Annotated in this window: 21 protein-coding genes and 5 pseudogenes; 3 read left to right on the top strand and 23 right to left on the bottom strand. The window is 40.9% G+C overall.

Features of this window, described 5'->3' with window-relative positions; all coding sequences use genetic code 11:
• Positions 1 to 94: 94 nt before the first annotated feature.
• The 3 genes from KFQ09_RS14335 to KFQ09_RS14325 all read right to left on the bottom strand — a co-directional run bounded on the left by KFQ09_RS14335 (position 95) and on the right by KFQ09_RS14325 (position 2,653).
• On the bottom strand, positions 95 to 928 hold the full coding sequence (locus KFQ09_RS14335; protein WP_035390159.1) for an undecaprenyl-diphosphate phosphatase: 834 nt from the start codon (positions 926 to 928) through the stop codon (positions 95 to 97).
• Positions 929 to 1,052: 124 nt separating this feature from the next.
• Positions 1,053 to 2,195, bottom strand: a complete 1,143-nt coding sequence (locus KFQ09_RS14330) for an AI-2E family transporter (protein ID WP_007500555.1) — start codon at positions 2,193 to 2,195, stop codon at positions 1,053 to 1,055.
• Between the two features lie 65 nt (positions 2,196 to 2,260).
• Positions 2,261 to 2,653, bottom strand: coding sequence for a DoxX family protein (locus tag KFQ09_RS14325; RefSeq protein WP_008344160.1), 393 nt, complete (start codon positions 2,651 to 2,653; stop codon positions 2,261 to 2,263).
• A gap of 200 nt (positions 2,654 to 2,853) precedes the next feature.
• Here KFQ09_RS14325 and KFQ09_RS14320 point away from each other — a divergent pair, with 200 nt between their 5' ends.
• Positions 2,854 to 3,843, top strand: coding sequence for a Gfo/Idh/MocA family protein (locus KFQ09_RS14320; RefSeq protein WP_255835779.1), 990 nt, complete (start codon positions 2,854 to 2,856; stop codon positions 3,841 to 3,843).
• A gap of 55 nt (positions 3,844 to 3,898) precedes the next feature.
• On the opposite strand, the gene KFQ09_RS14315 is transcribed toward KFQ09_RS14320, so the two are convergent.
• From KFQ09_RS14315 to KFQ09_RS19550, 9 genes and pseudogenes are all read right to left on the bottom strand, one after another.
• A complete protein-coding gene (locus KFQ09_RS14315) occupies positions 3,899 to 4,423 on the bottom strand; it encodes a type 1 glutamine amidotransferase domain-containing protein (RefSeq protein ID WP_255835778.1) in 525 nt (174 codons plus the stop codon).
• A 90-nt stretch (positions 4,424 to 4,513) separates the two neighbouring features.
• The gene (locus KFQ09_RS19585; RefSeq protein WP_370648331.1) at positions 4,514 to 5,299 is read right to left on the bottom strand and encodes a methyl-accepting chemotaxis protein; all 786 of its coding nucleotides are present in this window, start codon (positions 5,297 to 5,299) and stop codon (positions 4,514 to 4,516) included.
• Between the two features lie 207 nt (positions 5,300 to 5,506).
• Positions 5,507 to 6,361: pseudogene (locus KFQ09_RS19580) on the bottom strand (cache domain-containing protein); the annotation flags it as partial.
• Positions 6,362 to 6,666: 305 nt separating this feature from the next.
• A complete protein-coding gene (locus KFQ09_RS19575) occupies positions 6,667 to 7,446 on the bottom strand; it encodes a methyl-accepting chemotaxis protein (protein WP_370648330.1) in 780 nt (259 codons plus the stop codon).
• 207 nt (positions 7,447 to 7,653) lie between these two features.
• A pseudogene (locus KFQ09_RS19570) lies at positions 7,654 to 8,502 on the bottom strand (cache domain-containing protein); the annotation flags it as partial.
• Between the two features lie 317 nt (positions 8,503 to 8,819).
• Positions 8,820 to 9,770: a methyl-accepting chemotaxis protein gene (locus KFQ09_RS19565; protein ID WP_370529239.1), complete on the bottom strand. Its 951-nt coding sequence runs from the start codon at positions 9,768 to 9,770 to the stop codon at positions 8,820 to 8,822.
• A 42-nt stretch (positions 9,771 to 9,812) separates the two neighbouring features.
• A pseudogene (locus KFQ09_RS19560) lies at positions 9,813 to 10,652 on the bottom strand (cache domain-containing protein); the annotation flags it as partial.
• A gap of 282 nt (positions 10,653 to 10,934) precedes the next feature.
• Positions 10,935 to 11,762 (bottom strand): methyl-accepting chemotaxis protein, encoded by an 828-nt coding sequence (locus KFQ09_RS19555; protein WP_370539193.1) that lies wholly within the window; start codon positions 11,760 to 11,762, stop codon positions 10,935 to 10,937.
• Between the two features lie 162 nt (positions 11,763 to 11,924).
• Positions 11,925 to 12,743: pseudogene (locus tag KFQ09_RS19550) on the bottom strand (cache domain-containing protein); the annotation flags it as partial.
• 339 nt (positions 12,744 to 13,082) lie between these two features.
• On the opposite strand from KFQ09_RS19550, the gene KFQ09_RS14290 reads away from it, so the two are divergent.
• Positions 13,083 to 13,823, top strand: a complete 741-nt coding sequence (locus KFQ09_RS14290; RefSeq protein ID WP_008345763.1) for a protein-glutamine gamma-glutamyltransferase — start codon at positions 13,083 to 13,085, stop codon at positions 13,821 to 13,823.
• A gap of 21 nt (positions 13,824 to 13,844) precedes the next feature.
• On the opposite strand, the gene KFQ09_RS14285 is transcribed toward KFQ09_RS14290, so the two are convergent.
• The 6 genes from KFQ09_RS14285 to KFQ09_RS14260 all read right to left on the bottom strand — a co-directional run bounded on the left by KFQ09_RS14285 (position 13,845) and on the right by KFQ09_RS14260 (position 18,022).
• Positions 13,845 to 14,093 (bottom strand): hypothetical protein, encoded by a 249-nt coding sequence (locus KFQ09_RS14285; RefSeq protein WP_017358966.1) that lies wholly within the window; start codon positions 14,091 to 14,093, stop codon positions 13,845 to 13,847.
• Between the two features lie 24 nt (positions 14,094 to 14,117).
• Positions 14,118 to 15,149, bottom strand: coding sequence for an NAD(P)H-dependent flavin oxidoreductase (locus KFQ09_RS14280; RefSeq protein ID WP_241511416.1), 1,032 nt, complete (start codon positions 15,147 to 15,149; stop codon positions 14,118 to 14,120).
• A 14-nt stretch (positions 15,150 to 15,163) separates the two neighbouring features.
• On the bottom strand, positions 15,164 to 15,565 hold the full coding sequence (locus KFQ09_RS14275; protein WP_025207889.1) for a secondary thiamine-phosphate synthase enzyme YjbQ: 402 nt from the start codon (positions 15,563 to 15,565) through the stop codon (positions 15,164 to 15,166).
• Positions 15,566 to 15,700: 135 nt separating this feature from the next.
• Positions 15,701 to 16,993, bottom strand: a complete 1,293-nt coding sequence (locus tag KFQ09_RS14270) for a hemolysin family protein (protein WP_255835777.1) — start codon at positions 16,991 to 16,993, stop codon at positions 15,701 to 15,703.
• Between the two features lie 48 nt (positions 16,994 to 17,041).
• Positions 17,042 to 17,716 carry a zinc metallopeptidase gene (locus KFQ09_RS14265; RefSeq protein ID WP_024719711.1) on the bottom strand — a complete coding sequence of 225 codons (675 nt, stop codon included), beginning with the start codon at positions 17,714 to 17,716 and terminating at the stop codon, positions 17,042 to 17,044.
• Between the two features lie 81 nt (positions 17,717 to 17,797).
• Entirely contained in the window at positions 17,798 to 18,022 is a 225-nt protein-coding gene (locus KFQ09_RS14260) for a YuzI family membrane protein (RefSeq protein WP_008345775.1), read from the bottom strand.
• A gap of 126 nt (positions 18,023 to 18,148) precedes the next feature.
• Between KFQ09_RS14260 and KFQ09_RS14255 the strand changes: the two genes are divergently transcribed.
• Complete coding sequence (locus KFQ09_RS14255; protein ID WP_099496712.1) at positions 18,149 to 19,135, top strand: potassium channel family protein; 987 nt, start codon at positions 18,149 to 18,151, stop codon at positions 19,133 to 19,135.
• On the opposite strand, the gene KFQ09_RS14250 is transcribed toward KFQ09_RS14255, so the two are convergent.
• The 5 genes and pseudogenes from KFQ09_RS14250 to KFQ09_RS14230 form a co-directional block, all read right to left on the bottom strand.
• The gene (locus KFQ09_RS14250; protein ID WP_024719713.1) at positions 19,132 to 19,533 is read right to left on the bottom strand and encodes a YugN-like family protein; all 402 of its coding nucleotides are present in this window, start codon (positions 19,531 to 19,533) and stop codon (positions 19,132 to 19,134) included. The genes KFQ09_RS14255 and KFQ09_RS14250 overlap by 4 nt on opposite strands.
• Before the next feature lie 29 nt (positions 19,534 to 19,562).
• A complete protein-coding gene (locus tag KFQ09_RS14245) occupies positions 19,563 to 19,781 on the bottom strand; it encodes a spore germination protein (protein WP_025207892.1) in 219 nt (72 codons plus the stop codon).
• 115 nt (positions 19,782 to 19,896) lie between these two features.
• Positions 19,897 to 21,252 carry a glucose-6-phosphate isomerase gene (locus KFQ09_RS14240; protein WP_024719715.1) on the bottom strand — a complete coding sequence of 452 codons (1,356 nt, stop codon included), beginning with the start codon at positions 21,250 to 21,252 and terminating at the stop codon, positions 19,897 to 19,899.
• A 126-nt stretch (positions 21,253 to 21,378) separates the two neighbouring features.
• Positions 21,379 to 22,550 (bottom strand): annotated as a pseudogene (locus tag KFQ09_RS14235) (iron-containing alcohol dehydrogenase).
• Positions 22,551 to 22,670: 120 nt separating this feature from the next.
• Positions 22,671 to 23,834: an iron-containing alcohol dehydrogenase gene (locus KFQ09_RS14230; RefSeq protein ID WP_060832596.1), complete on the bottom strand. Its 1,164-nt coding sequence runs from the start codon at positions 23,832 to 23,834 to the stop codon at positions 22,671 to 22,673.
• Positions 23,835 to 23,883 lie beyond the last annotated feature (49 nt).

The raw sequence follows: 23,883 nt of genomic DNA, 5'->3' as shown, positions 1-23,883 counted from the left end.
AACTTCTTTTTCTACCAATTAAGAGGCTGTTTTTACTGTTTAAAAGAGCAAAACAACAAAAAAACTACTCTTTTAAAAGAGTAGTTTTCCATCATTACATAAACATGATGAATAAAATCAGACCTAGGATGATTCGGTAGATCGCAAAAGGCACAAGTTTGATTTTATTAATCAGTTTTAGGAAGAATCGAACAACAAAGAGAGCCACAATAAACGCACTCACAAAGCCCACAATAAAGAATGGAAGCATGTCTGTTGTTAAATATTCGGCATTTTTAACAAGTGTTAAGAGGCTTGCTCCCGCCATAATCGGCATGGCCATAATAAACGTAAAGTCAGCCGCCGCTCGGTGATTCAGTCCAAGAATAACACCACCTGCTATTGTAGAACCTGAACGCGAGAAGCCTGGCCATAGTGCTAAACATTGAAATAGCCCGATATACAGCGCTTGTCTGTACGTCATATTATCCACAGAGCTTGTTTCTGTTTTACGTTTATTGATCCAATCAGCGACAAGCATCAGCACAGCCCCTAAAATCAAACCGACAGCGACCGTTCTCACATCAAACAAATATTTATCAATATAATCTTCAAATAAGAATCCTAAAATGACGGCTGGGACGAGTCCAACAGCAATTTGAGCAATGGTCAGCTTATGTCCGCTGCGTTTTTGTTCTTCTGTGATATTTTTCTTTAAGCCTAATAAGTTCAAAATACGATCTTTGAACACGATCATGACAGCTAAAATAGAACCTAACTGAATCACGACTTTAAATGTGTTTGCAGCCTCTGGCGTAATGATGTCTTTTGATTTTAGCCAAAGATCATCAACAATGATCATATGCCCTGTAGACGAGACAGGTGCATACTCTGTTAATCCCTCGACAATTCCTAAAACCAGTGCCACGAATAAATCCCATAGATTCATGATTTTCTTTCCTTTCAATTCTGATCTTTTGAAGGCAAACATCTATGTCCACATAAAGACAAGCTTTCTTTTTCGAAAGCTCGTCTTTATGATACTATATTTTTTTCTAAAAAAGATTATGACATCAAACCTTTTCTTCTTTATACAAATTGGATCGCATTTTGAACCAATCAAACAGGTGGGTCGTGATCACTTTCAGAACGGCATACGTCGGAATCGCAACAATGATGCCGACGACGCTGAACAATTTACCTGCTGTTAATAGAACAAAAATAATCGTAATCGGATGGATATGAAGGTTTTTCCCCATGACCTGAGGAGAAATGAATTTCCCTTCAATAAGTTGAACCACTGTCCAGACAATGATGAGTTTTAAAAGCATCACTGGTGATGTCACAAGCGCAATCACAATCGCTGGTGTAATCGCAATGGTTGGACCAAGGTATGGCACTACACTTGTACATGCCGCAATAATCGCCAGCAGCAGCGCATAGTCAAGTCCAATAATCATATAGCCAATTAAAAGAAGAATACCGATACAGAAGCTGACAATGATCTGCCCGCGTATATAAGAACTTAGACGATGGTTCATTTCGTGAAGCACGATATGAGTATGGTCTCTAAACTTATTCGGGATAAATTTCAAGAAATAGTCAGGCAGTTTTTTGCCGTCTTTTAATAGATAAAACAGAATGAACGGAACCGTCACGATCGAGATGATAATTTCAGTAAGCGCCCCTAAGAAAGTGCCGACTCCAGTAAAAGTACTTTCCAAAATCTTCGTCGCTTGACTTGACGCTTTACTCACCAATTCAGAGACGTTAAAGTTCATCGTTTTCTGCACTTGACTAATAAAGTTGCTTCCAGTTAATTGTCTAATCTGTTCTTCTACCGTATCAACGTATTTTGGCAGATTATGAAACAGACTCATCGTTTGTGCTTGTAAAAAAGGAATAATAGATACAATGGTCACTGTAATGATCCCAATAATGACGATATATAAAAGCAAAATCGAAAAGATCCGTTTGACCTTAAATCTCTCTAATAAATTCACAATTGGATTTAATAAATAATACACAACCCCCGTTAAAATAATCGGTAAGGCAATGGTTTTGATGAGTACAATGAGCGGTGTGAAAATAAAAGATGCTTTCATGAAAACAAGGATATTCAACCCTATTAATAGCAGGATGAGTAAAAAGAGAACAAACTTGTTATCAAGAAAAAATTTTCTAAATCGACTGCTCCACATTTGCATAGAATTCATATCTTTCCTCCAAACACGGGCTATTTTATTAGTAAATTGTACACTACTTGATCATCATTTTGTGATCATTGTTTTAGCTTTTTTTCACGTTTCGCAATGGACATGGCCCATCCAATCAAAATCGGTTGTCCGATTAACCTCATCCATAACAAGGCTTGTTCTGTGCTCTCTTGCCCTGGAAATGGAATCCCTTCTCTCGCAGCAAATAGGTTCGCAGGGAAAATGAGCACCAGATAGACAGCGATCATTTTTGCTGCCACAATCCTTACGTTTGGAAGAAGTAGTAATACGGCCAACAGCCATTCCAAGCATGCGGTGGCATAAATGATGCCATAGGGAAATGGCCATCCAGACATCATGCGGGCAAAGCCGCTTGGCTCTATCACATGAAAAACACCGGCTGCTATAAATAAAAGCGCGAATGCGTATGTACTTCCTATATGTAGGATGCGCTTCATGTTCGTTTCCTCCTCCCTCCTTCTCAAGTATTACCCGAATGAAGGAGGAAACTATCCACTTTTCGTACATTTATATTCTTTATGTAAGACGCATCAGCTAAGGTAAAGGTTTCATCCGCTTTTCAATAAAAAAGAAGATTCTTTCATACAAACGCTTTCAAAGCATGTATAATCAGAGAAAAGCAGAAGGAGGGAATGTGATGATTCGATTTGCTGTCATCGGAACGAATTGGATTACAGATCGATTCTTACAGGCTGGTGAAGGAGTGGCGGATTTTACATGTACGGCCGTCTATTCTCGGTCTGCTGAAAAAGGACAGGCATTTGCAGACAAGTATGGCATTGATACCGTCTTTACTAATTTACAACAAATGGCGGCAAGTGATGCGTTTGATGCTGTGTATATCGCAAGTCCAAACGCCCTTCACAAAGAGCAAGCGATGCTGATGATGGCGCATCAAAAACATGTATTATGTGAAAAACCATTGGCCTCTCACCGGAAAGAGGCTGAAGAAATGATTGCTGCTGCGAAAAAATATCAGGTGTGCTTAATGGAAGCGATGAAGACCACATTTCTGCCGAATTTTCTTCAAATCAAACAGCATCTTGATCAACTAGGCCCCATTCGGCAAGTGATCGCTCATTACTGTAAATATTCCTCAAGATACGATGCCTACCGAAACGGTGAGATTCCAAATGCTTTTAAGCCGGAATTATCCAATGGCTCCTTAATTGACATCGGCGTGTATCTTGTCTTTCCCATCATTTATTTATTCGGGCTGCCACATCAAATCACCGCGAGAGGCTATACACTTTCTTCTGGAGTAGATGGGAGCGGTTCATTACTTTTACAATATGAAGGACATCAAGCACTTCTTTTCCATTCAAAAATCTCAACATCTCATGTATCTGCTGAAATTCAAGGGGAGGATGCCACGATGGTGATTGATCAATTCCATCGCCCTTCTCGTATCATCATCCATGATCGGAATGGACAGCAAACCGATATTTCTATTAAAGATGATCAACCGGCTATGTATTATGAAATCGATCACTTCATTCAATGCATCAAGCAAAAAAAGGGGCAGTCTCCAATCAATACATTTGCCTTATCTGTTCAAACCATGTCCGTCATGGACGAGGCGAGAAGACAAATGGGCATTATCTATCCAGCCGACAGACAAATGTAATGAGGCATTGAATGAACAAAGGGCGTTTTACAGCCCTTTGTTTGTTCATGTGAATCTAGTTTGCCGCTAATACATCGGCAAATGCTTTCACATATGGCGGAAGGTCCGGCGGGCGTCTGCTAGATACAATATGACCATCTGTCACAACCGCTTCATCAAACCATTCTGCTCCAGCATTCGTCATATCATCTTTAATACCAGGTGTACTCGTTACTTTTTTACCTTTCAGGATACCAGCTGAAATGAGCACCCAGCCGGCATGACAGATTTGTCCGATCGGTTTGCCCTTTGCATCAAACGTACGAACGATGTCTAATACTTCTGGATATCGGCGCAGTTTATCGGGCGCCCATCCCCCAGGAACGAGAACCGCATCATAATCATCTGCTTGAATGGAATAGAAGTCTGCATCTGATACAGCCGGCACTCCGTACTTCCCGATATATTCATGATCTGCTTTTTCGCCTACGAGATGGGCAGTTGCCCCCTCTTCTCTTAATCGCAAAACGGGATACCATAGCTCTAAATCTTCAAAATCATCACTGACTAACGCAATGACCTTCTTATTTGATAAACGCATAACATCTCTCCTTTTCTTCGGATTTCCTCTATTGTACGAGATCATCTCTTAAAAAGAAAAGCGGTTCCCCTTGAGGAGAACCACTTTCTATTATTCACTGATCTTGAATTTTTTAATTAAGTCACGCAATTCTTCCGCCATTTGGGAAAGCGTCGTCGAAGAAGAACTAATCTCTTCCATTGATGCCAGCTGTTCTTCTGCTGATGCCGCGATATCTTGAATACTTGCTGAACTCTCTCTCGATACATCTGCAATTTCATTCACTGCTTTAGAAATTTGCTCAGATCCTTTTGAAAGCTCACGAACTGTCGTATTCATTTCATTGATTCTTGTCGCAATTTCTGCCGTTTGCTGATTGATTTGTGAGAAGCTTTCTTTTGTTTGGTCTGTAATTGATAGACCATTTTTTACTTCTTCATTCACAGATTTGAACATATTTTGAGACGTTTCAATTTCAGAGACAATTTCTTTGACGAGTTTTTCAATCTCTTTTGCAGAATCTGATGATTGAACCGCCAGCTTACGGACTTCTTCTGCTACAACCGAGAAGCCTCTGCCTGACTCGCCCGCACGTGCTGCTTCAATGGCTGCATTCAGAGCCAGTAAATTCGTTTGATCTGCTATACCGTTAATGACACCTAAAATGTTGGTGATATCTTTTGATTTATGCTCTAATCCGTTGATCACACTTTCAGCTTCTTTCACTGAATGATCAATCGTTTTCATTTGGCCAACTGTCTGTTCAACAAGCTGTCCGCCTGTTTCTGCGACTGTTTTTGATTGAACCGATGATTCTGTAATGACATCAGATGTTTGTGCAACTTCATTTAGCCCTTCGTTCATTTGTTTCAAGTGGGCTGCACTTTGTTCCACCATTTCACTTTGATTTTCGTTTCCGTTCGAGAATGTTTCAATGGATGATGTAATATGTTCGGTTGCTTTTGTCGTTTGACCTGCACTTGCCGTCAGTTCTTCCGACGATGACGCCACGTTTTCAACAGATGTCTGTACAGCTTGGATCACATCTCTGAGTGACTCACTCATTTCATTAAAACTTGTACCGAGCTGACCAATCTCATCCTTTGACCGGACATCAATTTTCTCTGTTAAATCTCCTTCGCTAATCTTCTTAGAAGAGGAGACAAGCATGGAAAGTGGTTTTGTAATAGAACGGATGATAAAGAAGATGAGAATACCGCCAATGATGAGCGCACCAGCTAATATAATGGCCGCCATGTTGAAGACTGGCTGCGCCGCTTCTTCTACTTCACTGACAAACATTGTACCGGCAATTTTCCAACCAGTCGCTTTGTTTGTTGTGAACTCCATTTGCTTTTCTTTCCCTTCAAACATATAACTCATTGAACCTTTGTCTTGTGTATAAAGCTTGTCTACCCAATCACCTGTTAATTTTGTTCCTGCTTTTTTCGTTGGATGTGCCACGTATGTTCGATCTGGGCTTCCGATAAAAGCATGACCTTCTTTACCAATATTGATACTATTAGACTCTTTTACTAGATTCGCAATGTCCAGGTTCATGGCAATAACACCAGAACCGTCCTCTAGTTTTTTAGAAATCGTCACAACAAGTGTACCAGTTGATGCGGTTGGGTATGGAGCGGAAACAGACAGCTCACCGTTTTTCGCCCAGCCATCTTTGTACCAATCCCGCTCAGTTGCGACATAATCAGCAGGCATTTTTTGATTTGGATATCTTGAGAACACTTTTCCATCACTTGAAGCAACAAAGATGCCTTCTGTGTCATCATTCATGCTCATGAATTGCTCAAAGCGCCCTTGAATATCAGTCGTTCCTTTTTGCCCCAGCTTTTTCTTCGTAATCCATTTGCTAAAGAAATCGGCTGCGTCTGTTTTTACTTTCACAACCTTCGTAATGTTTTTGTCCAGCTGTTCTACATTTTCCTTTGCACTTTGCATGATTTGATCATTTAAAGAGGTGCTCGCCGTATGATATGAAGAGAATGCCAATACGATAATTGGGCATAAAAGAATAAATAAGAAAGAGAAAACGAGCTTTTTTGATATAGATGGTTTTTTGAAATACTGTATGAAATTCATAAAAAAGAAAACTCCTTTTAGTAAGATAGTATATATATCGGAAGTACTACTAGGTTCTTTACTTTTTTAATTTATTAAAGTCTAGATAAGTCCAAAATACCCAAATTATGTGCAAAGAACGGAAAAACACCTGACGTCAAAACGTCAGGTGTTCCATATGACTCTTATATTTTAAATTGTTTGATGAGCTCTCTCAGTTCTTCTGCCATTTGGGATAAAGTGGCGGAAGATGAGCTGATCTCTTCCATTGATGCCAGCTGTTCTTCTGCTGAAGCCGCAATATCTTGGAAACCTGCGGAACTTTCACGTGAAAGCTCTTTGATTTGATTGACTGCTTGTGAAATATCGTTTGAGCCATGAGAAAGTTCTTGGGCTGATCCATTCATTTGTTTCATTTGTTCTGTCATTTCTGATGTCTTATGGGTGATTTTCTCAAAACTCACTTTCGTTTCATCTGTAATGTTTAATCCAGATTGAACTTCACCTGCTACTTGTCTAAACATCTTCTGCGACTTTTCAATTTCATCTACGATTTCGTTCGTCAGACTTTCAATTTCTTTTGAAGAGCTGCCTGATTGCTCTGCAAGCTTGCGAACTTCTTCAGCGACCACAGAGAAGCCTCTTCCTGCCTCACCTGCACGTGCGGCTTCTATCGCTGCATTTAAAGCAAGGAGGTTCGTCTGATCTGCAATGCCGTTGATAACTCCAAGAATGCTTGTAATGTCCTTAGATTTCTGTTCTAGCCCTGCAATCACAAGCTCCGCTTCTTTCACTGCTTGTTCAATCGTTTGCATTTGACCTGCTGTTTTTTGAACGAGCTCTCCACCAGCCTGAGCGGTTTTGCTAGACTCGATAGATGATTCCATCATATGAGAAGTCGTGTTGACCATATGTGATAAGCTTCGATCCATGTCGTTTAACTGGACAGAGCTTTTTTCGATCATCTCATTTTGATGTTCATTGCTGTTTGAAAACTGTTCAATAGATGAGGTAATATGCTCAGTTGCTTGGGCTGTCTGTCCTGCACTAGCTGTTAATTCTTCAGATGAGGCAGCCACATTTTCAATTGAATTCTGGACGGCTTGAATGACTTGTTTCAGCTTTGCCGACATATCGTTAAAGCTCTGTGCAAGCTTGCCGATTTCATCGTGTGTGCGCACCTCGATATGCTGGGTGAGATCCCCCTGACTGATTTTCTCAGCAGATTCAGAGAGCTCTATGAGTGGTTTTCGAATCGATTTAATAATAAAATAAATCGCGATTCCACCGATGACAATCGCAGCAGCTAGGATGATCATGGTTAAGTCAAGCACTGGCTGTGCGGCTTCCTTCACTTCGTTGACATACATTGTTCCCGCAAGCTTCCAGCCTGTCGCTTCATTTGTGTCATAAAACATTTGCTTCGGCTGTCCGTTAAATTCATATTCGAAACTTCCTTTTTTATTGTGATACATCTTTTCGATGAAATCGCCTGTCAGTTTCGTCCCGGCCTTTTCCGTTTTATGAGCAATGTAACGTTGGTCTGAGGTAGCGACAAACGCATAACCTTCTTGACCAATTTTGATGCTGTTTGTATCTTTCACAATCGTGTTCAATCGTACATTTATACCAATGACACCAGAACCATCTGCTAACTGTTCTGATATTGTGATGAGCAGGTCATCTGATGACTTGTCTGTAAAAGGATCTGAAATGATGAGTTTGTCATCTCCCATTGATTGTTGAAACCATGGTTCATTTTTTGCGCTTTTGGCACTGCCTTTATGAATCTCGGAATATTCAGTTAGTTTACCATTCTGATCTGCAACAAATACTTCTACGACATCGTCGTCTGTTTCCGATAGTTGCTCTAATTTCACCTTAAGTAAATCCTTATTTTTAGAGGCCAGTTCCTTTTTTTTCACCGATTTAGATAAATATGAAACAATATCAATTTTAGGCTGTACATCTTTATTGATCAATTCATTTAATTGATTCACACCATTTGCAGCGCTAGACATAATCTCATCATTGAGAGACTTAGACGCCACTTCATAGGAAAATGCGGCCAACACAAGAATGGGCACTAGGAGAATCGCTAAGAATGCAGTAATTAATTTCTTTGACATCGTAAAGTGCTTAAAAAAGTTGATTTTTTTCATGACTCTACTCCTTTTGGTTTATGATTTGGGATCATCCCCCTCTATTTTTAGGTAATACGGATTATTTTTCAAGGTGTAATGCTCGAAAACTCACCAAAATAAGCATATTTACCTATTTCTTTCGTTATGTTCAGTTCAAAAAAGAACCCCCTAGCTGGAGGTTCTTTTCATTTTGTTTATTCAACTTTAAATTTGCTAATCAAATCACGTAATTCTTCTGCCATTGAAGAAAGGGTGGCAGAGGATGAGCTGATCTCTTCCATTGATGCCAGCTGTTCTTCAGCTGAAGCGGCAATGTCTTGAATATTGGCGGAGCTTTCACGTGATACGTCTGCAATCTCACGGACAGCCTCAGAAACATGTGCAGATCCTTTTGACAGCTGGACAACTGTTCGATTCATTGTTTGGAGCTGATCTGAGATTTCTTTGGTCATGTCGAAAATATTGTGGAAGCTGACTTTCGTTTGTTCAGTAAAGCTTAAGCCTGATTGAACTTCTTGATTTACTGCTGTGAATACTTCTTGTGATACATCAATATCTTGAACGATTTCTTTGATTAAGTTTTCAATTTCTTTCGCTGAGTTGGCAGATTGAACAGCAAGTTTTCTTACTTCTTCTGCTACAACGGAGAAGCCTCGACCAGATTCGCCAGCTCTTGCTGCCTCAATCGCTGCATTCAGCGCAAGTAAATTCGTTTGATCTGCGATGCCATTAATGACACCAAGAATCTGGGTGATATCTTTTGATTTGCTTTCCAGCGCACTGATGACATTCTCTGCTTTTTTCACTGATTGATCAATCACGTTCATTTGAGAAGCGGTTTTTTCCACTAGCTGTCCGCCTTCTCCTGCAATCTCTGTTGATTTGATGGATGAAGCGGTAATCGATTCAGCCGACTCATTCATGTGCTGAAGGCCTCTGTTCATTTCTTCTAACTCTTCTGAGCTTGATTCCACTTTATCATTCTGGCTTTCGTTACCAGTAGAGAATTGTTCAATGGCTAATGTAATATGCTCTGTTGCTTTACTTGTTTGTCCTGCGCTTGCGGTCAGTTCTTCTGATGAAGAAGCGACATTTTCAACAGAGGTTTGGACGGCGCCAATGAGGGATCTTAATGAGTCAATCATCGTATTAAAGCCTTTACCAACTTGTCCTATTTCATCATCTGATTGAATCTGAAGTTTATCACGTAAATCACCATCGCTGACCTTTTTCGAGAAACGGGCAAGATTGGATAATCTACTTGAAATAGAGCGGACAATAAAGAAGATGAGGGTTCCTGCTACGATCAGTGTCACACTGAACACAATAATGGCAGTATTGAAAACGGGTTTAGCTGCATCCTCTACTTCTGATACGAGCATCGTGCCGCCGATTTTCCAGCCGGTTAGTTCATTGGTGACATACGCCACCTTTTTATCTGTTCCATTGAGTGTATAGCTGCCGTTTCCTTGTTTGTTTTTAAAAATAATGTTCGCCAAATTCTCATTGACTTTGCTTCCTGGCTTTTGGGTTGGATCTGCTAGCACGGTTTTATCCTTCTCCATGATGAAAGCATATCCTTTTTGACCTATTTTAATTTCTTTTAGCTTTTGAATGAGGCTGTCAATTTCCATATCAAGACCAATTACCCCTGAGCCATCTTTCGTTTTTTGGGCAATGGTGATGACCATTTTACCTGTAGATGCTGCGACGTATGGCTTCGTGATGACTTGTTTACCATCAGCACTCATGGCCTCTTGATACCACGGACGCTCTCTCGGATCATAGCCTTCAGGCATTTTTTGAACTGGGTATTGCATGAACAAGCCCTTTTCTGAACCTGCATAAATGGCTGAGACATCTTTTTCATTAATTTTTCCGTATTGCTGCAATTCTTTAATGGTAGCTTTTCTATTTTTTTCTTGAAGATTAACCGCTTTGAGATCATCTGTAAACAGAGTCACAGCCTCTGCCTTGTTCCCAATATTCTCATCGATTAAGGTATCAAATGCATTGACCTGACTCATCGCACTGCCCATAATCTGTTTGTCTAACTCTGTTTTTGATGTAAAAAATGCACTGATTGTGAGTGCGACGGTTGGCAGTATGAGGACTACCAAAAAGGCAATAACTAATTTTTTAGAAATGGATGGTTTTTTGAACCATTGGATCATTTTTCCCATTTTCTCTTTCCCCCTTTACTTCTCTAAAGTTATTATCGGATGAAAGGTTTATTTTTAGAGGGCTGGAAATGACGTTTAAAAATAAAAAAAATACCCAGACAATTCTGGATATTTTTTCATCGTTTTTTAATCAATTTTAAATTGACTTGTCAGCTCTTTTAATTCCTCAGCCATATTGGCAAGTGTGACAGAAGAGGACGAAATTTCTTCCATAGATGCCAATTGTTCTTCAGCAGATGCCGCAATATCTTGAATGTTCGCCGCACTTTCTCTTGAAACTTGACGCATCTCTTGCATGGCTTGTGATACAAGTTTTGATCCGCTTGATAGGTCAACCGCTGTATCATTTAATTGAGTGAGTTTTTTCGACATACCTTCTGCCGCCTCATAGATGTTTTGGAAGCTTTCTTTTGCTTCTTCTGTCATCCCAAGTCCTGCATTTACTTCTCGGTTAACAGCTTTGAACATCTCTTGAGATTTGGAAATTTCCAATACAATTTCTTGGATCAGCTTTTCAATTTCTTTCGCTGAATCTGCAGATTGGACCGCTAGTTTTCTGACTTCCTCTGCTACGACAGAGAAGCCGCGCCCTGATTCACCTGCTCTTGCTGCTTCTATGGCTGCATTGAGTGCAAGTAAATTCGTTTGATCTGCGATGCCATTAATGACATTTAAAATGCTCGTAATATCTTTAGATTTGTATTCTAATTCTTTCATGACTTGTTCAGCTTCTTGTACAGATGTATCGATATGTTTCATTTGATTCGCTGTGCTTTCAACGATACGTCCGCCTTGTCCAGCCGCTTCTGTCGATTGAATGGAGACAGCAGTCACTTCTGATGAAGTTTGTGACATACCTTGTAATCCTTCATTCATTGCGACAAGCTGATTCGTGCTAGATTCGACTTTCTCATTTTGTGCTTCATTCCCATTTGAGAATTGTTCAATCGACATGGTGATATGCTCTGTCGCCTGACTTGTTTGGCTGGCACTAGCAGTCAGCTCTTCTGAAGCTGAAGCTACATTGTCGACAGATTGCTGGACCGCTCGGATAACTTCACGCAAAGATTCACTCATCTTACTAAAGCTTCTTGTGAGGTCTCCTATTTCATCCTTCGATTTGGTTTCGAGGGTTTCCGTTAGATCCCCTTCACTCACCTTTTCTGAGAAATCAACAAGCCTTCTAAGTCCAATTGTGATGGAGCGAACGATAAAGAAGATCGCAATACCGCCAAGGATAAAAGAAGAAATTAAAAGAATAATGGCAGAATTCCAAACTGGCTGTGCTGCTTCTTCTGTTTCTGATACAAACATCGTTCCAGCAATTTTCCAACCTGTTAAATCATTTGTTACAAAAACGAGACGTTTTTGCTCTCCTTTATTCTCATAAGTTGATGTTCCTTCTTTGCTGCTGTAAAGGATTGATGAAATATTTTCAGTCACTGCAGATCCCGATTTTTCTTCTGGATGAGCGACAATCTGTTTGTTTTTATTTGCAATAATTGGATATCCTTCTCGTCCAATTTTAATGTCTTTGATTTTATCGACAATGTCTTGAACTTCAATGTCGATTCCTATTGCTCCAGACCCGTCCTTCAAGCGTTGGGCAATTGTGACAACCATGCTGTCTGTTGTGGCTGAGACGTATGGATTGGTGACAACAGGTTCACCTGTCTCGTCCTGCATCGCCGCTTTGTACCAGTCACGAGTTGTTGGGTCATAGTCCTTTGGCATATCCACTTTAGGATACTGAATAAAGTCACGATTTTTACTTGCTGCATAAAATCCAACTACATCATCTTCATTGATTTTACTGTATATCTCAAAATGCTCATACAGTTCGTCCTGGTTTTTCTTTTTAAAGTCTGCAGCACTGGATGTTTCGGTAAACAGTTTGACTGCGTTCTCCTTATTCAAAAGCTTTTGCTCGATCATGTCATTCAGCTCATTGACTCTTGCGTTGGCTCCGTACATGATTTCATGATCTAATTCTTCTTTGGCAATCTGATATGAAATCGTACTGAGTGTAATGATAGGCAAGACGAGAACAAGTGTGAATGAAATAATCAGCCTTTTAGAAATCGATGGTTTTTTCAACCATTTTATGATACTTTTCATGTTTTTCCTCCTTTTAAACGTTATGTTTTATATCGGACAGCTTCATATTATTTTCATGTTTTTCAAATAAAAAGGATGTCTTTTTGTTTATTTCCACAAATTGATTCCTTGCCCAAGCATCCCGCATACGCTAATACAAAAGGGGGCGCTTTTCATATGATTATCCTTTCAGGACAGCCAGTGACAAATGAGCAGTTGGCATCGTTTCAGCTAGAAGGACAAAAGCGGATCATTTTGATGCAGTTACAAGCCTCAAATGATACGTTCCGTTATAGGCAGGCATCTGATTTGTTATTTGAAGTGACTTTAAGATCGAATATCATGAATGCGGCAAGAGATTTGAATAAGAGCGGTGCCTCATTTGCTATCTTTCAAAGGTCCCGTGCGAATGACGCCTATTGGCGTGTATCAGAGGCCGGAGCGTTAGAACTGCGCTATCAAGTCGAGCCATCTACAGGGATTAAAGACATCTTTGAAAATGGCTCAAAATATGCCTTTGAATGTGCCACAGCGATTGTCATTGTGTTTTATATGGGAGTCTTGCAAACGGTAGGAGACGAGAAGTTCAATCGAAGACTTAGAAGTTTAACACTGTATGACTGGCACTATGATACATTGTCCATTTATACAGAGCGCGGAAATGATTTTATTTATGGGGATTGCCTATATTTCGAGAATCCAGAGTTTAGCTATCAACAGTCTCAATGGCGCGGAGAAAATGTGATTTACTTAGGGGAAGATCAATATTATGGTCATGGGCTTGGGATATTAACAGCTGCAGAGATTATCGATAAATTAAATGCCAGAAGACGGCCAGGGGCGGTTCAGTCCGCTTATTTACTGCCGCAGACTACTAGGATGGATGTTATTTATCTCAGGCAAATGTTTGGCAGCTAAAAAAGGCCTCTTGTCTATAGGTTATGACAAGGGGCCTTTGTATGCCTTTCGTTTGCGGTAATCATGGAGCGTGCCAAGCATTGTGTTTGCTAGGATTTCCATTTCTTCTAGATCGTTTCTTGTGACTGGAGGGTCGTGCTGATTCCATTTCACATAACGAACGAAATAGTAATGACGAATGGGGGTAAGGACGGCAGGGGAGTGCGGAAAATCATCAAATAGAAATTCAATTTGTCCTTTTTTCCGATATGAATGTTTTAAGATTTCCATCCTGTCACACCACCCATCATCAAATTATATCTGCGTGAGTTCATGCATGATCTCTTCAACGGTTAAAATGGAATGAATACGGCCAACCCCCTGACCTGCCCAAAGAGCCATTTGTTCTCGGTTTCCTGCAGCAGCTGCCGCTTTTCGCATCGGTGTTGTCCATACATGCTGTATAGGATAGGGAAGAACCCGGTCTTCATTTCGTCTTTCTTCCTCCATCCACTGATTGACAATACCTCTGGCTTTTTTTCCAGAGAAAAGCCGTGTCATCGCTGTTTCACTGCCTTCTGCCTGTAACAGCGCCTTTTTGTACACATCTGCCGCACCACTTTCTTGACTCGCTAAAAATCGTGTCCCTATTTGAACCGCATCTGCTCCAAGTGCTAGTGCTGCTTTCATAGTGGTCCTGTCTGTGATACCTCCCGCTGCGATCAATGGGATATGACAGACAGACTTGACATCACTGATCAGGCAGAAAAGTCCCTGCAGAGCATCTCCCTTTGAAGGTAAGAAGGTGCCTCGGTGCCCTCCTGCTTCGCTTCCTTGAAGAACAATGGCATCCATTCCTTTTTCTTCTAAAAGCAGTGCTTCTTTTTTTGTTGTAGCTGTTCCAATGAGAAAGATCCCCTTTTGTTTCAGATGATGAATTGTTTGTTCATTTGGACAGGCAAATGTAAACGACACAGCTGGGACTTCTTCTTCTTGAAGAATGTTGATTTTTTGTTCATAGTCCTTCCATAATTCTTCTTCTCTAGGGATCATCTGTGCTTCTTGTATGACAGGCAGCCGGTCTGTCCAAAATGATACATCTTCTGTTTTCGTTTCTGAAATGGGTTCAGGGACAAACACATTCACTTGAAATGGACGAGATGTCAGCTGTTTGACCTGTCTGATTTGCTGCCTCATCTTTTCTGGCTGTACATAACCACTTGCTAAGCTACCGAGACCGCCATATTGTGAAACAGCGGCGACAAGCTGCGGCGTCACCGCTCCTCCTGCCATTGGTGCTTGAATGATGCCATGTTCAATTTGAAGTAACGCTGTGAATTCTCCCATCTTCTCCCCCGCCCTTACTCGTTAGATGACACCTGTACATAAAAGTGACGATGTCTCGGTCCGTCAAACTCACAAAAATAGATTCCCTGCCACGTTCCAAGCACAAGATCACCATGATGGACAAGAACGTGCTGAGATGCTCCCATATAACTAGCTTTCATATGCGCTGCTGTATTGCCTTCCATATGACGATCTTTTGAATGTTCCCACGGAAAGACTTCGTCAAGCCGGCGCAGCATATCTCGTTTGACGTCTGGGTCGGCATTTTCATTAATGGTGATTCCAGCCGTCGTATGTGGACAATAGACCATAACCGTTCCGTTTTGAATTCCAGTTTCCCGGACATATTGCTGAACTTCATGGGTAATGTCTATCATGTCATCGTGTTTGTCTGTTTGTACGTTGATTTTTTTCATTTCTCTGCTCCTTTTGATCATCTCTATAAAACCATACCCTTTTTATGTGAAACCAATCACTGCCGGTTGGCAGAAACAAATCTTCTTACCTAAAGTTTACCAAGCAAAAAAACCTCGTCAATAGCTCCGAGGTTTTTAGGAAAAGTGAACCTTTTTTACTTCTATGGTTCGAATATGATGATCTTCTGCATCGACGATTTTAAATTCACAGCCTTCTGCTTCAATGATATCTCCAATGTCAAAGTCAATTTTATGCGTCATCATCCAACCGGCAATTGTATCAACATCATCATTTTCAATCGCTAAATCCAATAAATCATTTACTTCATCGATCAAAGCTTTCCCATCCATCACATAATGAAAGTCACCTTTTTTCACAATATGAGGGGTTTCATCTTGATCATATTCGTCCCGAATCTCCCCCACAATTTCTTCTAATATGTCTTCAACTGTGACGAGACCAGCTGTTCCGCCGTATTCATCTACAAGCACCGACATATGAATCCGTTCCTTTTGCATCAAAATCAGCAGTTCTTGAACTGGTGTACTTTCAATGACACGAATGACAGGGCGCATTAAGTCTTCAATGGACACCTCTTGATTAAGAAAACTTGCTTTAAATACGTCTTTGCTATTGATCACACCAATGACATGATCTTTATCTTCTTTAATGACAGGATAACGTGTATACCTTTCGTTCAGCATATAATGCGTCACGTCTTCCAGGCTCTGTTCAATTTCAATGGCAGAGATTTCTGTGCGCGGGATCATGATCTCTCTCGCCACTCGGTTATCAAATTCAAATATTTTATTGACATATTTGTATTCAGATTGGTTGATCTCGCCCTTTTCGTAGCTTTCAGACAGGATGAGACGCAATTCTTCCTCACTGATCGCCACTTCATGTTCTTTGACAGAATGAAAACCAAATAATTTCACAATGCCTCGTGCAGCCCCATTTAATGCTTTAATAAACGGAACCATGACTTTATAGAAAAAAATAAGAGGTTTTGCCGTCACAAGACTGACGGCTTCTGCCTTTTGAATGGCAATCGTTTTGGGAGCAAGTTCCCCAACGACAACATGCAAAAACGTAATGATCACAAAGGCAATGATAAACGATATGATGTCTGTCAAAGCGGAATGAAGCCCTGCCTTTTCAAAAAGCGGATGCAGGAAATGTTCCACTGTTGGCTCCCCTAACCACCCTAAGCCTAATGCCGTGATGGTAATGCCAAGCTGACAGGCAGATAAATATTCATCAAGGTTAGTTGTCAGTTTCTGAACATGAATGGCTCTCTTATCACCGCTTTCAATCAGCTGATTGATTTTTGAGCCTCTAATTTTCACAATCGCAAATTCAGTGACAACAAAAAATGCTGTCGCAGCAATGAGTAATAGGACTAAAAATACGTTTAAAATATACAAAAAAACCCTTACCTAACACGGGTAAGGGCTCACCTCCTCTGGCGTCAATTAATCATTACGGCCATTTAGGAAGATCATTACAAAACGGAGCAGTTCAAACAGGGAGACAAGGGCCGCTGCTACGTACGTAAGAGCTGCGGCATTTAACACCTTGTTCACGCCTCTTTCTTCACTGCTTCTAATGATTCCTTCTGAAACAATGATATTCTTTGCACGAGAACTTGCGTTAAACTCAACAGGCAATGTCACTAGCTGAAAGAACACAGCAGCTGAGAACAGAACGATCCCAAGCCCGATTAAGTTAAGGCTGCCGAGCAATAATCCACCTAGGAAAAGAAGCGGGGCAACACCAGATGCAAAGTTCACGACAGGGAAGATCTTATGTCTCAAGACAAGCGCACCATAGGATTCCTGATGCTGCAAGGCATGTCCAACCTCGTGTGATGCGACTGAAATGGCCGAAATGGAATGGCCATAATACACTGGTTCAGATAAACGAACCACACGCTGCGTCGGGTCGTAATGATCAGTCAAAGTTCCTCTTACCGGTTCAACGGGTACATCATATAACCCGTTGCGATCTAAAATATATCGAGCGGTTTCAGCACCTGTTTTCATACTGGCAGCTTCAACCTTTGAATACTTTTCAAAATTATTCTTTACTTTAAATTGTGCCCAAAAAGACAATCCCAATGCGGCAAATGTTAAAAAATAAAAAAACAGCATGCTCATCAGCTTCCTTTTTATTTTATATATTTATTTACAATTTTAATGACTTTTATGTAACGTGTACAGCAAAAAGCACTAGGTCTTTTTAAGGGGAATCACTACACCAATGAAAAAGAAGAACATTCCGATGCATGCTGTATAAAATGTCACCGTTCCATATAGGTCTTGAAAAAAACGAAGCCACGAGAAATCATTCATAAAATGGTTTACCGCATTTAAATCAAACACGAGTAAAATCACCGCAGATGATAAAAAGTGTGCGCCGATAAAAAGAAGTACGGTCTTTTGAACAAACGACATTCGCATTCCCTCCTTCTTCTCTCTTATTTTAAGATATGGGTTCTGTTTCAATACATGACGATGATGAAAAATTGTTTCCTAATCGGGCATACTGACATTAGCAGTCTCCCTGAAAGGACGAGTTCGATGAAATCAAACCGTATCTTCATTGCCTGGCTAAGATGGCCTCTTTATGTTCGCATTGCGATCATCATCTGTTTCTTGCTTCTCTTTTTTGGACAATTAATCGTCATACTTGAACCAAAGCAGTATCATACGATCTTTGATGGGATCTGGTGGGCTCTCATTACAGTCGCGACGGTAGGCTATGGTGATTTTGTGCCGCAAACTATGCCTGGGCAAGTAGCAGGGATGGCGCTTATTTTGATCGGCGCCAGCTTTGTCACTGCATATTTCGCCACACTTGCTGCCGCCGTATTTAGCAAACAGCACCAGTATGTAGAGGGGAAGGTGGCTTTCAAGGGGAAGGGACATCTCATCATTGTCGGCTGGAATGAGAAAACGAACAAACTGCTTCAATCGTTTCAAACCATTGATCCCGCCATGCCGATTGTACTCATTGATGATTCCTTAAAGGAAGGACCTCTTTTAGAGAATGTCCATTTTATTAAAGGCCATGGTACAGAGGATGCCACACTTCGCAGAGCAAATATTATGAGTGCTGATACATTAATGATTACCGCCGACCAGCATGAAAATGAAGTGACAGCTGATATGCAGAGTGTCTTAACCTTGCTTGCGGCAAAAGGATTAAATCCTTCGTTATATTGTTTAATTGAAATTTTAACCGATCGCTATGTGAAAAATGCTGAGCGGGCTGGAGCCAATCAAGTCATCCATACTTCTGATGCCGTGAATCATTTAATGGTGGAGCATTTTCTTTTAAAGGAACAGCTCATGGCGTTAAAAATCAAAAGAAACATGACCCTCCATAAACAGATCACCATCATTCCAGTACCGGCTTCATTAGCTGGAGAGACATTCTTAACGGCACTTCATCACTTTCTAGAGCATCATGTGATCATTGTAGGCGTACAAAAAAAAGAAGGACCCATGATGAATCCTCCTTTTGGATATGAGCTTCATCCAGAGGATGAGCTGATCAGCTTTTAAAGCAGTACATCTTCTAATTCTTTGACGAGTGAAAAGCCAATTTCGGCATAAGCCTTTGACACATCTCCGTCTTTCTCTTTCGGTTCTTGGAATTGGTTAAAAGATGCCCCTACATTTCCAACCATCGCATGGTCATCTAATTTATCTTGATAGACATGCTTTAAGAGAAATGGATGTCCCATTTTCACCACAACGCCTGGCTGATCCAGCTGTCCTTTCTCGGCTGTAAACGGAACTCTGAGAAAGGTATAGCCGTCACGGTTGTCAATTTTATAATCAAAATATCCATGATCATAATCCCAATTCCCATTAATGACATATCCGAGCGGCTTCATGTTTTCTTCTAAATGGTACAGTGAAAAGCTTTCACCAGTTAGCCTAGATGGTACATGAATCATACAGAACCCTCCTTTTTGTATAGGGTTCGTTAAAGAGAGGAATTCATACATTTGCCTTTCGTGATTTGCACATTGTTTGTAAAAGCAGCATCAAATAAGCTTTGGCTGGATGATGCATTTGTCTCGTTCGCACTGCCCGCTCCTGATGTTTCTTTCGTAGCACTCATTGGACAAATCCGCCCAACATTCCCAAAATTAACGATGGCCTGCCCGGAAATGTCATGGATATAAATATGATTTGTTCTCATCGCTTCATCAACCTCCTCCATTGATTATTCTATGTACAGAGCTTAGGGAGGCTTGCACTGACACCATGAGAACATAAAAAAAGGCACACCTTATGAAAAGATGTGCCTTTTATTCTTATGATTGTTTGAGACGGCTCTCAAGTTCTGCCTTTTTCTCTTCGAAGCCCGGTTTTCCTAGTAAAGCAAACATGTTCACTTTATACGCTTCTACTCCAGGCTGGTCGAATGGATTGACGCCTAGTAAATACCCAGACATCGCACATGCTTTTTCGAAGAAGTACACGAGATATCCGAATGTATAAGCATCCATTTCAGGAATCGTCACAATCAGGTTCGGTACTTTTCCATCCGTATGAGCAAGCATTGTGCCTTCAAATGCTTTTTTATTGACGAAATCAACCGTTTTTCCTGCAAGATAGTTTAACCCATCAAGGTCTTGTTCTTCTGCTTCGATGACAAGTTCATGTCGTGGCTTGTCTACATTCACGATAGTTTCAAACAAGTCTCTTCTTCCTTCTTGTACATATTGACCAAGTGAATGAAGATCCGTTGAGAAGTTGGCAGATGAAGGATAGATTCCTTTTTCATCTTTTCCTTCACTTTCTCCGAATAACTGCTTCCACCATTCTGCAAAGTATTGTAAGCCTGGCTCATAGTTAATCAGCATTTCAATTGTCCGTCCTTTATTGTAAAGAACATTACGGACAACCGCATATTGATAAGCCGCATTTTCTGAGAGCTCAGATGAAGCGAAGTCTTCACTTGCTTTCGCAGCACCTTCCATCATTTGATCAATGTCTGCACCGCTTACAGCGATTGGCAATAGACCAACTGCTGTTAAGACGGAATAGCGTCCGCCGACGTCATCAGGGATGATAAATGATTCATAGCCTTCTTCAGTTGCTAATGTTTTGAGTGCCCCGCGTGCCTTGTCAGTTGTCGCATAGATGCGTTTTTTCGCTTCTTCAGCACCATATTTTTCGATAAGGAGCTTTTTAAAGATACGGAACGCAATGGCTGGCTCTGTTGTTGTACCAGATTTTGAAATCACATTAATGGAGAAATCGGCATCTTCTAGCAGATCCATTACATCTGTTAAATAAGAAGAACTGATGTTGTTTCCAATAAAGATGATTTGCGGTGTTTTGCGTTTGCCTTTTGGCAAACTATTATAGAAAGAATGGTTTAAAAACTCAATGGCCGCACGTGCGCCAAGATAAGAACCACCAATTCCAACAACGAGTAATACATCAGAATCAGATTTAATCTTTTCTGCACTTTTTTTAATGCGGGCAAATTCTTCGCGATCATATTGCTTCGGTAAGTCAACCCAGCCTAAATAATCACTGCCAGTACCCGTTTGTTCATGAATATTATGATGGGCCACCTTCACAAAATCTTTTAAATATGTAAGCTCATGTTCTTGAAAGAAAGGTAACGCTTTCGAGTAGTCAAATTGAATATGTGTCATCGCTTGTAAGCCCTCCATTACGTTAGTTCTGTCCCTTTCACTTTAGCGGAACTAGCTATTGAAATCAAGTGATCGTCATTGATGCAGCAAAAAGCCGCTCCTCATGAAGAGAAGCAGCCATCCAAATTATAGAGAAGCTTTCAAAATCGCTAAAATGTCATCACGGCCAAGTTTCATAAAGTTACCAAAACCACCATATTCCATTTCTTTTGCTGCGATGTCAGCAATTTTGTCCAGTTGATCTTCACCAATATCATAATCCGCTAAACGGTTCGGTGCACCGAGGCTTGTCCAGAAGGCTGACAGCTTGTCGATTCCTTCTAATGCGATGTCACGATCCGATTTTCCTTCTGTCTCAATGTCAAACATGTTCAACATAAGGTTTTTAAAACGTTCGACATTATGATCAAGTGTATGACGCATCCAGTTTGGGAAGAGGATCGCAAGTCCACCTGCATGCGGAATGTCATAGACTGCTGATACTGCATGCTCAATCGTATGTGATGCCCAGTCGCCAAAATAGCCCATTTGCAGCGTGCCATTTAAAGCAATTGTTCCTGCATAAAGGATGGTTTCACGGTGCTCATAGTTTTGTAAGTCTTCAAGTAGTTTTGGCGCTGTCTCGATGACTGTTTGAAGAACAGCAAAACACATCCGATCTTGTAGAGGCGTGTTTTTGACATTATGGAAGTATTGTTCAAATACATGGCTCATCATATCAACCATGCCATACACCGTTTGATTCTCTGGCACAGAATATGTGTGCTCAGGATCTAAAATTGAAAAAGCAGGGTGCGTGACTGAACTGCCCCACACGTACTTTTCATTTGTTTCCCAGTTCGTGATCACAGAATCCGGGTTCATTTCTGAGCCTGTCGCTGCAAGTGTCAATACTGTGCCAAATGGCAGTGCTTTTTGAGCGGTCGTTTTCTTTGAAATAATATCCCAAACATTCCCGTCATATTCAGCTCCAGCTGCAATGGCTTTTGTACAGTCGATGACACTTCCCCACCAACTGCTAATAAGAAATCAATGTTCTCATTTTGGCAAATGTCGATTCCTTTTTGCACTGTAGTGAGGCGAGGGTTCGGTTCAACTCCTGACAGTTCAAATACGTCAGCCTCTGCTTCATTTAAAGCGCTGATGACTTTATCATAAAGACCATTTTTCTTAATACTGCCTCCACCATATACAAGAAGCACTCGTTTTCCATAACGAGCGAGTTCACTTTTCAGTCCGTCTAGTTGTCCTTTTCCAAACATTAATTTCGTTGGATTATAGTAAATAAAGTTCTCCATCTGTTCTACATCTCCTTAAAACATTTATATCCAAAAAACATGAAAGACTACTGTAACATATGTACATGCAGAACTCAAAAAAGATAACTGCTTAAAAGCAGCTATCTTTTCCATGTTCGATTATAAAGAAGCGTTTAAAATAGCTAGAACATCTTCTTTGTTCAGCTTTTTAAATTGGCCAAATTCACCACGTGCCATTGCACGGTCTGCAATCAGATCAATTTTCTCATCGTTGATGTCATAGTCAGCTAAACGGTTTGGTGCGCCTAGACTTGTCCAGAAAGCAGAAAGTTTTTCGATTCCTTCTAAGCCAACTTCTTCGTCTGTTTTGCCCGCAGAGTCTACATCGAATACACGCACTGCTAATTGCTTGAAGCGACCTGGGTTTTCTTGAATGACATGTTTCATCCAGTTCGGGAACAAGATCGCAAGTCCGCCTGCATGAGGGATGTCATACACCGCAGATACCGCATGCTCAATATTGTGAGATGCCCAGTCTCCGCGTGCACCCATTGAAAGCATTCCATTCAGTGCAATGGTGCCTGTGAATAAAATCGTTTCACGAAGCTCATAGTTTTCCAAATCATTGATCAGCTTCGGTGCTGTTTCAATGACCGTACGAAGAAGTCCTTCACACATACGATCTTGGTAAGGTGTATTCTCCGTGTGATGGAAATATTGTTCAAACACGTGAGACATCATGTCGACCATGCCATAAATCGTATGGTTTTTTGGCACAGTAAATGTATTGACTGGGTCAAGAATAGAGAATTTAGGGAAGACAGCTGGACTGCCCCATCCGTATTTCTCATTTGTTTCCCAGTTTGTGATGACGGAGCCAGAGTTCATTTCAGAACCTGTCGCCGCAAGTGTTAATACTGTACCAAATGGGATGGCTTCCATTGGGACATGCTTACGAGTGACGATATCCCATGCATCTCCATCATATTTCGCACCAGCTGCGATCGCTTTGGTAGCGTCAATGACACTACCGCCGCCGACTGCCAAAATAAAATCAATTTGGTTCTCTTTGCAAAGCTCAACCCCTTTTCTAACCGTTGTTAAGCGCGGGTTTGGCTCAACACCAGCAAGCTCAGTAATTGTAGCTCCTGATTCTTTTAAGATACTGACAACTTGGTCATAAAGGCCATTTCGTTTAATGCTGCCTCCACCATATACAAGCAATACGTTTTTTCCGTAGTGTTTTAGTTCATCTGAAAGGGCTGATACTTCTCCCTTTCCAAAAATTAATTTCGTTGGGTTCCAATAAGTAAATCGATCCATGTGATCTCCTCCTCGCGCTACATTATGCGCTTCTTTCATTCCAAAAGTA

Source organism: Bacillus sp. FS02, assembly GCF_024398395.1.
Classification (GTDB): Bacteria; Bacillota; Bacilli; order Bacillales; family Bacillaceae; genus Bacillus; species Bacillus altitudinis.
Note: the sequence above shows the minus strand (reverse complement) of the source record. Positions and strands in the feature narration are given on the sequence as shown.